The sequence below is a fragment of the Pseudomonas citri genome, assembly GCF_025336485.1.
Lineage (GTDB): Bacteria > Pseudomonadota > Gammaproteobacteria > Pseudomonadales > Pseudomonadaceae > Aquipseudomonas > Aquipseudomonas citri.
The window spans coordinates 31,194-41,351 of the sequence record NZ_JAODAB010000038.1 but is presented as its reverse complement, the minus strand read 5'-3'; the positions used below and the strand labels follow the sequence as shown (position 1 = coordinate 41,351).

Annotated in this window: 10 protein-coding genes, 1 tRNA gene and 1 pseudogene; 2 read left to right on the top strand and 10 right to left on the bottom strand. The window is 61.2% G+C overall.

Going from position 1 to position 10,158, the window contains the following annotated elements:
* Positions 1–138: 138 nt before the first annotated feature.
* From N4Q37_RS26285 to N4Q37_RS26265, 5 genes and pseudogenes are all read right to left on the bottom strand, one after another.
* Positions 139–212, bottom strand: a tRNA-Gly gene (locus N4Q37_RS26285).
* Positions 213–368: 156 nt separating this feature from the next.
* A complete protein-coding gene (locus N4Q37_RS26280) occupies positions 369–1,253 on the bottom strand; it encodes an alpha/beta fold hydrolase (RefSeq protein WP_260963106.1) in 885 nt (294 codons plus the stop codon).
* Between the two features lie 312 nt (positions 1,254–1,565).
* Complete coding sequence (locus N4Q37_RS26275) at positions 1,566–2,258, bottom strand: pseudouridine synthase (RefSeq protein ID WP_260963105.1); 693 nt, start codon at positions 2,256–2,258, stop codon at positions 1,566–1,568.
* Between the two features lie 33 nt (positions 2,259–2,291).
* Positions 2,292–2,510: a cysteine-rich CWC family protein gene (locus N4Q37_RS26270; protein WP_260963104.1), complete on the bottom strand. Its 219-nt coding sequence runs from the start codon at positions 2,508–2,510 to the stop codon at positions 2,292–2,294.
* Positions 2,503–3,114: pseudogene (locus N4Q37_RS26265) on the bottom strand (GGDEF domain-containing protein); the annotation flags it as partial. The gene N4Q37_RS26270 and the pseudogene N4Q37_RS26265, both read right to left, overlap by 8 nt.
* A gap of 378 nt (positions 3,115–3,492) precedes the next feature.
* Here N4Q37_RS26265 and N4Q37_RS26260 point away from each other — a divergent pair.
* Positions 3,493–3,879: a hypothetical protein gene (locus N4Q37_RS26260; protein WP_260963103.1), complete on the top strand. Its 387-nt coding sequence runs from the start codon at positions 3,493–3,495 to the stop codon at positions 3,877–3,879.
* Positions 3,880–4,075: 196 nt separating this feature from the next.
* On the opposite strand, the gene N4Q37_RS26255 is transcribed toward N4Q37_RS26260, so the two are convergent.
* A complete protein-coding gene (locus tag N4Q37_RS26255; RefSeq protein WP_260963102.1) occupies positions 4,076–5,188 on the bottom strand; it encodes an enoyl-CoA hydratase/isomerase family protein in 1,113 nt (370 codons plus the stop codon).
* Between the two features lie 132 nt (positions 5,189–5,320).
* On the opposite strand from N4Q37_RS26255, the gene ung reads away from it, so the two are divergent.
* Positions 5,321–6,013: a uracil-DNA glycosylase gene (ung, locus tag N4Q37_RS26250; protein WP_260963101.1), complete on the top strand. Its 693-nt coding sequence runs from the start codon at positions 5,321–5,323 to the stop codon at positions 6,011–6,013.
* Between the two features lie 85 nt (positions 6,014–6,098).
* On the opposite strand, the gene N4Q37_RS26245 is transcribed toward ung, so the two are convergent.
* The 4 genes from N4Q37_RS26245 to N4Q37_RS26230 are packed head-to-tail and all read right to left on the bottom strand — an operon-like array spanning position 6,099 to position 10,141.
* Positions 6,099–7,121 carry an AbrB family transcriptional regulator gene (locus N4Q37_RS26245; protein WP_260963100.1) on the bottom strand — a complete coding sequence of 341 codons (1,023 nt, stop codon included), beginning with the start codon at positions 7,119–7,121 and terminating at the stop codon, positions 6,099–6,101.
* On the bottom strand, positions 7,114–8,628 hold the full coding sequence (locus N4Q37_RS26240) for a tripartite tricarboxylate transporter permease (RefSeq protein ID WP_260963099.1): 1,515 nt from the start codon (positions 8,626–8,628) through the stop codon (positions 7,114–7,116). The genes N4Q37_RS26245 and N4Q37_RS26240 overlap by 8 nt, the downstream gene beginning before the upstream one ends.
* A 1-nt stretch (position 8,629) precedes the next feature.
* Positions 8,630–9,091 carry a tripartite tricarboxylate transporter TctB family protein gene (locus tag N4Q37_RS26235; protein ID WP_260963098.1) on the bottom strand — a complete coding sequence of 154 codons (462 nt, stop codon included), beginning with the start codon at positions 9,089–9,091 and terminating at the stop codon, positions 8,630–8,632.
* Positions 9,092–9,148: 57 nt separating this feature from the next.
* Entirely contained in the window at positions 9,149–10,141 is a 993-nt protein-coding gene (locus N4Q37_RS26230) for a Bug family tripartite tricarboxylate transporter substrate binding protein (RefSeq protein ID WP_260963097.1), read from the bottom strand.
* Between the last annotated feature and the right edge of the window lie 17 nt (positions 10,142–10,158).

Genomic DNA, 10,158 nt, shown 5'->3' with positions numbered 1-10,158 from the left:
TGGCCTCCGAAAACAAAACACCCTGCGAAAGCGTAGCCCTCGCAGGGTGTGGGGGTGACCATCTCATTAAACCGGCTATTCAGAGCCGGTTTTTTACATCCCTCGTTCAAACCACACGACGCGGGACCAGAATTCGATTGGAGCGGGTGAAGGGAATCGAACCCTCGTTATCAGCTTGGGAAGCTGGAGTAATGCCATTATACGACACCCGCTCAGAGCGGCTGACTTTGTACCAGATGTGCGCACGGATTTGAAGTTTTTCTTCGCATAGGGTGCGGTCAGTCGTCTATGCAAGCCTCAAACCAGAGCGGTCGTTCGCGGCAACCCCCGTCGCGGAAGTGGCGGGGGTTGCTCGCGAGGACTCGGTTTCAGATTGCCAGTGCATGGTAGCCCTGCACGTAGTTGTAGCGCGGGCGACTTTGGTGGTGGCCCGGTGTGAGGAAGCTCAGCAGGGCGTTGCGGCTGTCACGGCAGGCGGCCTTGTGTTCCATGTCCAGGAAGTGCCCGGTGGCTTGCACGGTGCTGAAGCTGCTGTGCTGCACGTGGTTGGCGAAGAGCCTGGCGTCGGCGGCGGTGGTGTATTCATCCCATTCACCGTTCAGGAACAACACCGGTATGTTGATCTTTTTCGCGGCCTCTACGTAGCACTGCTGATTGCTTCGCAGCACGTCAACGATGTGGAAATGCATCTGCCCATACTCATGTTCGGCCAGGCTGCTGACGTGGCGATAGTTGAAGCGCTTGAACAACGGCGGCAGGTGTTTGCCAATGGTGTTGTTGACCAGATGCCCCACGCGGTCGCGGTCCAGGTTGCCCAGGTAATCGACCCCGCGTTCCAGATAGTCGCGCATCGGCGCGTTGAGCACCGGTGAGAACGAGCTGATCACGGCTTTCTCGATGCGCCGCGGACGTTGGGCGAGGGCGCTCAAGGTGGCGGCGCCGCCCCAGGAAAACGACAGCACGTGTTCGGCCGCGAAATGGTCGATCAGTTCCAGGAGAATCTGGCCTTCGATCTCTTTCGTCAGCATTCTCTCGTGCCGGTTGTGTGCTTTTGACTTGCCCGCGTAGGGCTGGTCGTACAACACGACGTTGAATTGCGGATGGAGGTTTTTGACGGTCTGTGCAAACGACGCAGTGGTGGCCATCGAGCCGTTGACCAGGATAATGGTCTTTTGTGCGGCGTCTGCGCGATAGAACTCCGTGTAAACCCGATACTGACCCTGTATATCCAGCACAGCGATTTCTGGCCTCATGTCATAAGACTCCTGGCAAGCGGGTATGCGCGCAATGAGATTGCACGACCAATGTGACAGCTAGGCATACGCCTGGAAGATAAAGCCCATGTCGATCCGAGCAGACTGGTCGACGGGTATTGTTATAGGCGGGCAGTTCGCCGGGGAACAGGATGGAAGCCGAGGGTTCCGGCCGGCAAAAAGTTTCTTAGAGGTATAAGGTGACTCGCCGGTCACATTTTGGCCGACGGTTTGATTCAAGCAGGGGGGCGGCGGATGCGCAAGTCCCCATCTGAAAATTGTTCGACACTTTCTGCCCAGCGGTAGTGAGCTTCAGATCAGCGCGATTTCTTCCGGGCTCAGGGCGCGGTATTGGCCCGGCGCCAGGCTGGCGTCAAGCAGCAACGGGCCCATGCGCTCGCGATGCAGGCGCAGTACCTTGTTGTCGAAGTGGCCGAACATCCGCTTGACCTGGTGATAGCGCCCCTCAACGATGCTCAAGCGCGCCGACCTCGGCCCCAGCAGCGTCAGTTCTGCCGGTTGTGTGGTGAGGTCTTCGAAGGCGAAGTACAGCCCCCGGGCGAACGTGACGGCGTACTCGGCGGTAATGAGTTGTTCAGTCTCGACGTAATAAACCTTGGGCAGCTTGGTTTGCGGCTGGGTCAGGCGTCGCGACCAGGCGCCATCGTTGGTGATCACCAGCAACCCGGTGGTGTTGAAGTCCAGCCGTCCGGCGATGTGCAGGTCTTCTTTATCCGGTTCGCCCAGCAAGTCGAGCACGGTGCGATGTTGCGCATCACGGGTCGCACTGACGCAACCGGGTGGTTTGTGCAGCATGAAATAGCGCGCCGGACGACCGGCTTGCAGCACTTCGTCGTCCACTTCGACGCGACTGAATTCGCGCACTTGGGCATGGGGGTCGTTCACGGCCTGACCGTCGATCCGCACCCGGCGTTCGACTAATAGCAGGCGGACCTGCTGGCGATTGAAACGCGGCAGATTACTCAGAAAACGATCGATGCGCATGAGCGGTACGGGGACGGAGCAAGGGCGGGTATCTTACGTGATCGATCGGGGCGTGGCATGCAATTGAGCCTGGACCTGGGCGCAACGCGGGCACAGGCAGGATCGGTCCCGCAGTTCGGCCGGCAAGGCCTCGAGCACAGCCGGGTCGATGTGCACGCTGTAGCACCAACAGGTGCGGTCAACGGTTTGCGGATTGGCCAGGGTGCAGTCATTGGCCCCGCCGCAGGCTGGGCAAAGTTCAGGTTTATTCATAACTGGAATGAGGCATTTCCACGCAGGTTCGGTTGGACCCGGTCTGTCGGGCGCGTTGCAAGGCATGATCGGCCCGGCATAGGAGGCTGTGCAAGGAGTCTTCGTCCTGCAACGTTGTGAGGCCAATGCTGACGGTCACGAGCAATTGTTTGCCACTGCAGAAGTAGCGCTGTTTTTCGATGTACAGGCGAATCTTCTCGGCGACGTTCAGGCCGGTGTGCCCATCGGTGTCCTTGAGCAGAATGACAAAAGCCTCCATGCTCCAGCGACAGACAATGTCCGAGTGCCGCAGGTTGTCTGCCAGATCCCGAGCGAACCCGGCCAGCAGCTGATCGCTGGCAACGTGGCCGTGGAGGGTGTCCAGGCGTTTGAAGTCGTCGACCTCCAGCAATAGCGCCGACAGCGACTTCGGTTCGCGTTGGGCTTCATGCAGCGCTTGCACCGCCAACAGGTTGAAGCCATGGCGGTTGGGCAGTTCGGTCAGGTTGTCGAGGGTGGCTTGGGCGTCGATGCGGCGTTGGTAGCTGTTGAGCAACCGGTAAAGGATTGCCAGGACAATCAGCGTGATCAGCACGCCGATCAGCAGGTTCAGGTACAGCGTCTTGAGCAGGTTGTCGCGGACCGAGGCGTGGGGGGCGTAATAGCCCAGCAGTGAAATGACCACAAAACCTGTGCCGAGCAGCACCACCACGGCCAGCAGCGGCTTGCGCTGGGAGTACAACGGCGAACGGAGCGGCATGGCGATTCCCTCGGCGCAGACCCAATGGGGTCAGTTTAGTGGCGTTACAGGAAAAGGCATGGGGATTTGCGGTTTGTAGAGCGAGGATGGTGGCCGAAATACGGCAAAGCGCTACATGTTTCAACGTATTGCAAAAACGCACCAGATTCCGATTTTGCTGTCTGAATATTCGTCAGTCACCCAAAGATGACTGCCGCCCATCAGCGTCGCTGATGCGGCCCATTCGCGGTCCAGGAGGCCGCCATGTATCGACGACTGTTTCTCCTTGCGCTTCTCGGTTTGACTCTTTCGGCCTGCGTGCCTTACTACGACGGAGACTCGAGCTATTACCGTTCCGAGGTCTACACCTCACCGACACCCATCTACTACGGCGGAAGCTATTATTCGTCGCCGCGAGGCTACTACGCTCCGCGGTACTACCAGCCGGCGCCGCGCTACTACTCAGCTCCGCGGTACTATCAACCGGCTCCCCGCTATTACTCACCACCGCGGGGGGCATACGGGTCTTATCCAAACAGAGGTGGCTGGGGCGGCCACGACCGGGGCGGCTGGCGTGATGACCGTGGCGGTCGAGGCGGGCGTGATCATTGGGGGCACGGTGATCGCGGCAGATGGGACAATCACCGCTGATTCCGGAGGCAGCAAAAAGCGGCGCGTTGAGCGCCGCTTTTTTGTGCCTGCAATAAATCCTGTAGGACAACGCTTGTGGGAGCCAAGCTTGCTTGCGACGGCATTGAATCAGTCAACATCTGGGTGACTGACATTGCGCTATCGCGAGCAAGCTTTGCTCCCACAAGTGTCAGCTTCACAGGTGTCCCCGGGTTCTTTACTCGCTGGCCAAATCCGCCAACGGATGTCGACCTTCCCAGGCCTTGTGAAAGTGCGCCTCGACCGCAGCCTCGGGCACATGGTTGATGTCCGGCCAGTGCCAGTGGGGTTTTTGGTCCTTGTCGATCAGTCGCGCCCGCACGCCCTCGCTGAACTCCGGATGACGGCAGCAGTTGAGGCTCAGGGTGTATTCCATCCGAAACACACCGGCCAGGGACAAATGCCGGGCCCGGGTGATTTGTTCCCAGACCAGATGAGCGGTCAACGGGGCGCCTTCGGTCATGGTCCTGGCTGCCCGGGCGATCAGCGGATCAGGATGCTCCACCAACAGGCTAAGGGCTTTCCAGGCACAACGTACGTCGCTGACGTCCAGCCATTCGTCGATTTGTTGTCGGCGCGGTAGCCATTGGGCTTCGGGCAGTCGCGCGACGGCCTCCTGCTGCAAGGCCTTGAGCAGACTGTTGAGTTGCATCTCGATCTGTTCCTGCCAGTTGAGTTGCAGCAGGCCTTCGATCAGGTCGTCTTGTTGTTCGTCCAGCAAAAAGCGGTCGGCCAGGCCCAGGTCGATGGCGTCCCGGGCATTCATGTGGGCACCGGTCAGGCCGAGAAACAACCCGAGCTTGCCCGGCAGGCGCGACAGAAACCAGCTGGCACCGACATCCGGGTACAAGCCGATGCTGATTTCCGGCATCGCCAGGCGACTGCTCGGCGTGACGATGCGGGTGCTCGCGCCTTGCAGCAGACCCATGCCACCGCCCAATACATAGCCGTGGCCCCAGCACAGCAGCGGTTTGGGATAGGTGTGCAGGCTGAAGTCCAAGCGGTATTCGGCTGCGAAGAATTGTGCGGCCAGCGGCGGTACTTCGCCGGGATGGGCTCGGCAGGCCTCCACCAGGCTGCGCACTTCACCGCCGGCGCAGAAGGCCTTGGCGCCGTTACCGCGCAATAATACGCAAACGATTTGTGGTTCCCTGACCCAGGCGTCTAGACGTTCGCGCAGGGCATTGATCATGGGCAGGGAAAGGGCGTTCAGGGACTTCTCGGCATCCAGCGTTGCAATGCCGATGCGAGCACCGTCGATGCCGGTGAGTTCTTCGAAGTGCAGATTCATCGTGACCTCGATCGGAAATTTGAATGATCAGTATGACCGCTGTGGGGGAAAGTGCCGGATCTACGTCAGATCAATTGACAAGACATGTAGGCTTTCCTAGGGTGCGCCCAGTGATTTTTACCGAGTGCAACCATGACTGCTGACGACCGTATCAAACTCGAACCGAGCTGGAAGCAGGCACTGCGCGCCGAGTTCGACCAGTCCTATATGGCCGAGTTGCGCGAGTTCCTGCGCATGGAACATGCGGCCGGTAAGGAGATTTATCCGCCTGGGCCGCTGATTTTCAATGCCCTCAATTCCACCCCGCTGGACAAGGTCAAGGTGGTGATCCTCGGCCAGGACCCGTATCACGGCCCGGGTCAGGCCCATGGCCTGTGTTTCTCGGTGCAGCCGGGCGTGCCAGCACCGCCCTCGCTGGTGAACATCTTCAAGGAATTGAAGCGCGATTTGAACATCGACATCCCGAATCATGGCTACCTGCAAAGCTGGGCCGACCAGGGGGTGTTGCTGCTCAACACCACCATGACCGTCGAGCGCGCCAATGCCAATGCCCATGCGGGCAAGGGTTGGCAGCATTTCACCGATCGGGTTATTGAAGTGGTGAGTGATCACCAGCCTCATCTGGTATTCCTGCTGTGGGGGGCTCATGCCCAGAGCAAGCAGAGGCTGATCGACGCCACCAAACACTTGGTGCTGACGTCGGTCCATCCGTCGCCGTTGTCGGCTTATCGCGGTTTCCTGGGGTGCGGGCATTTCAGTCGGACCAACAAATTCCTCGAACAGCAGGGTGAGGCGCCGATCGATTGGCGGTTGCCGCCGCTGTAGGTGCTGGCGAAGCCTGCGATCTTTCCACTGCGTGTTGAATCTCAAGCGAAAGATAGAGATCAAAAGATCGCAGCCTCGGCAGCTCCTACCGGTTCCAATACCTGAACAACGGCTCCGCCAGAAACAACACGAACAACAGCCGCATCACCTGCAACGCCGTCACCAACGGTACCGACAGTTGCAGCGTCTCTGCCGTCAGGCTCATTTCCGCGATGCCGCCGGGCATCATGCCCAGGGTCAGCGAACGCAGGTCCAAATGGGTCAGGGCGCTGAGGCCCAATGCCGCCAGGGTGGCGATCAGCATTGTCAGGAATGTGCCGACCAGGGTGCGGCCCAGGAACGACGGCGCGCGCCGGAAGAACTGCCGATTGAAATGGCAACCCAATCCGCTGCCGATCAGCCATTGACCGATCTGGCTGGCACCGTTGGGCAGACCGATATGCAGATCCCAGCCAATGCTCACCGCCGCACTTACCAGCAATGGCCCGAACAACCAGGGATTGGGTTGGCGCAAGCGTTCCCAGGTCCAGGCGAGCAGGGCGCCCGCCGGGAACAGGAGTGCCAGCCACCGCCAGTCCACGGTCGTGGCGTGTTGCACCGGGGCGCCGTCGCCCAACAGGTACTTGAACGCCGCTGGCACACACAGCACCACCACCAGCACCCGCAAGCTCTGCCCGGCGGCGACACGGCTCAGGTCCGCACCGTTGCGGGCGCCAAGGTTGACCATTTCGCCGGATCCGCCGGGCATGCTCGAGAAGAAGGCCGTGGCGCGGTCCTCGCCGGTGCGACGCATCAGCCAGACCCCCACCACGCTGGACACGCTGGTGATCAGCGCGCCGAAAAAAATCAGGCCGAAGTGGCTCAGCACCTGCTCCATCACCACGGGGGTGAAGTGCAGGCCGATGCCGATGCCCACCACCCATTGGCCGCACTTGCGGCCGCCGGGAATTTCCATCAGCTGCCACGGCGTCAGGCAGCGCACCAGGATGATCGCCAGCAACGAGCCGACCATCCACGGCAAAGGCCAGCCCACCAGGCTGGCCAGGTAACCGCCGGCCAGGCCGACCAGCGGTGTTCCCCACCATTGCTTGAGGTTTTTCTCAGGCATTGGCCAGGGCACGACGTTGAGCGCTGCGGCGACGCCAGATCCGCAGCAATGGCATGAACAGCATGATCGCCGTCAGGATCCAGCAACCGAAGGTGATGGGGCTCGACCAGAGGATTTCCAGCGCACCGTTGGAAATCGACAGCGCGCGACGCAGGTTCTGTTCCATCAGGCCGCCGAGGATGAAGCCCAGCAGCACGGGTGACAACGGGAAGTCCAGCTTGCGCAGGATGTAGCCGAAGATGCCGATGCCGATCATCAGGAACAGGTCGAACGTGGTGGCGTGTACCGCATAGACACCGATCCCGGTGATGATCGCGATGACCGGCACCAACGCCCAGTTCGGCACCGCCAGGATGCGGGTGAAGACGCGGATCATCGGGATGTTGAGGATCACCAGCATGATATTGGCCACGAACAACGACGCGATCAGGCCCCAGACGATGTCGGGCTGTTGCTGGAACAGCAACGGACCCGGGGTGATGTTGTACAGCGACAGCGCGCCGATCATCACCGCTGTGGTGCCCGAGCCTGGAACGCCGAGTGTCAGCATCGGCACCAGCGCGCCGCACGCTGCGCCGCCGATGGCGGTTTCCGGAGCGGCCAAGCCGCGTTTGTCACCCTGGCCGAACGTGCCGTTGGTGCCGGCGATGCGCTTCTCGGTCATGTAGGCCACGGCGCTGGCGAGGGTCGCACCGGCACCCGGCAGCACGCCCATGATGAAACCGAGCACGCCGCACCGCAGGTTCACGATGAAGACCGAGGCGGCTTCCTTGAAGTTGAACATCATCCGCCCGGTGGCTTTCACCGCTTCCTGACCCCGGTGAGTCTTCTCCAGCAGCAACAGGATCTCACTGATGGAAAACAGGCCCAGCACCAGCACGACGAACTGGATGCCGTCGGCCAGGTGGATGTTGTCCCCGGTGAAACGGTAGACACCGCTGTTGGCATCGATCCCGACGCTGGACAGGAACAGCCCGATCAACGCCGCGATAAACGTCTTGAGCGGACGGTCGCCGGCCATGCCGCCGAGGCAGACAATGGCAAACACCATCAGGACGAAATACTCTGCCGGCCCGAACGCGATCGCCCATTTGGCCAGCAGCGGCGCGAACAGCACCATGCCGCAGGTGGCGATGAGCGCACCGATGAACGAACTCCACGCCGACAACGACAGCGCCACGCCGGCCAGGCCCTGGCGCGCCATCGGATAGCCGTCGAGGGTGGTCATCACGGTGGAGGCTTCGCCCGGAATGTTGAGCAGGATCGAGCTGATGCGCCCGCCATATTCGCAACCCAGGTACACCGCCGCCAGCAGGATCAGCGCCGATTCCGGCGGCAGTCCCAGGGCAAAGGCAATCGGGATCAGCAGGGCCACGCCGTTGATCGGCCCCAGGCCCGGCAACAGGCCGACCACTGTGCCGATCAGCGTGCCGGTCAAGGCCGTCACCAGATTGTAGGGCGTCAGCGCAACGCCAAAACCCTGGCCGAGATAATTCAGGGTATCCATATCAATTCTCCAGGATGTCGAGCAGGCCCAGGGGCAGCGGCACGTCCATCAGCTTGTCGAACAACAAGTAAAGACCGATGGCCATCAGGCTGATGATCACGACGCTGGGGACCCAGCGCCCGCCGTACAGGCGTGCCATCGGTACACCGATAAGAATGCTGGACAGGATGAAGCCCAGGGGCTCGAAGGTGCCGGCGAAGACCAGCAACAGCGCGATGCAGAGGCCGATCTTGTTCAGGGTTTCGCGGTCCAGTTGCGGATCGTCATCGCTGTGCACCACGGGGGCGGGACGGAACACCATGTACACCAGTGCCAGGGACATCAGCCCGAGCATCAACAAGGGGAACGCGCGCGGGCCGACCGGCTCATAGGAAAAGGCGGCCTGATAAGGCCAGGCCATCAGCGCCAGTCCGAGGCAGACCAGCAGCAGTATCGAAGCGAAAATGCGTTGAAGGGTGAGCATGACTAACTCCTGGACGGCGCCGCAGCCAGGCCGGCGCCGTCGTGAGAACAGAGACGGTTACTGAATCAGGCCGAACTCTTTGGCCAGCACCTTGTAATCAGCCACTTGCTTCTTCACGTAGGTGTCCAGTTCCGGGCCGGTCATGGCAAACGGGAACAGCTCGCGCTGGTCACGCAGCTTGGCGAACTCTTCGGAAGCCAGCAGCTTGTCGAAAGCGTCTTTCCACCAGGCGTAGTCTTCGTCGCTGACCTTTGGCCCGAGGTAGAAGCCGCGGACCACCGGCCAGACAATGTCGTAGCCTTGTTCCTTGGCGGTCGGGATGTCTTTCATTTCCGGCTCGTCGATGCGCTTCTCGGCGAACACGGCCAGCAGGCGCATGTCACCGCTCTGGATGTGCGGCATGGAGTCGGAAATGTCCGTACTGCCAACCTGGATGTGCCCACCGAGCAGCGCGGTGGCGATTTCGCCGCCGCCTTCGAGGGCGACGTAGCGCAAATCGCGGGGGTTGATGCCGGCAGCCTTGGCGATGAGGGCGGTCTGCATCCAGTCCTGGCTGCCGACGGTGCCGCCGGAGCCGATCACCACCGAGCCTGGATCTTTCTTCAGGGCCTGGACCAGGTCCTCGAGGGTTTTGTAGGGCGAATCGCTCTTCACGGCGATGGCGCCATAGCTGGTGCCAACGGCGGCGAGCCAGCGCACTGCGCTTTCATCGAAACGGCCGAACTTGCCCTGGGCCAGGTTCAACAGCGAACCACTGGACCAGGCCACCAGCGTGCCAGCATCGGCGGGGCGCTGGGCAACCACGGCGTTGTAGGCCACCGCGCCGACGCCGCCCGGCATGTAGGTGACGCGCATCGGCTTGGTTAGCAGCTTCTGGTTGACCAGGGCGCTCTGGGCCAGTTTGCAGGTCAGGTCGAAGCCGCCGCCGGGGGACGCTGGGGCGATGCATTCGGGGCGCTTCGGCTCTTTGGATGGGTCGGCGGCGAGCAATTGCCCGGCGAACATCAGGCAACCGGCGGCCAGGGCTACTTTACGCAGTGATAAGTTCATTACTGTCTCCACAAGAA